This window comes from Saccharothrix sp. ST-888, assembly GCF_000955975.1.
Classification (GTDB): Bacteria; Actinomycetota; Actinomycetes; order Streptomycetales; family Streptomycetaceae; genus Kitasatospora.
In genome coordinates this window covers 1-206 of sequence record NZ_JYJF01001186.1, presented here as the reverse complement: position 1 = coordinate 206, position 206 = coordinate 1, and the positions used below count along the sequence as shown (strand labels likewise).

Annotated in this window: 1 protein-coding gene; it reads left to right on the top strand. The window is 74.8% G+C overall.

Annotated elements, in window-relative coordinates:
* Nucleotides 1-206: hypothetical protein (locus UK12_RS42890; protein ID WP_197085457.1), on the top strand; the 206-nt coding region annotated here is incomplete at both ends.

The window sequence follows — 206 nt, the reverse complement described above, 5'->3', positions numbered from 1 at the left end:
GAAAGTACCCTCCCGCCCCGTCGAGCCGGCCGACCGGCTGTTGGCCACCGCCGACGAGCCCGCGGGGCGGGAGGAGGGCCACGATCTCGTCCAACAGCCGCTGGCGATGCCGGACGAGCAGGTCCGCCAGGCGGTGGCGACGCTGTTCCGGGTGATCCGGCCGGAACCGCGCCTGCGCATCGGCGAGGCCGAGGCGATGGAGCTGG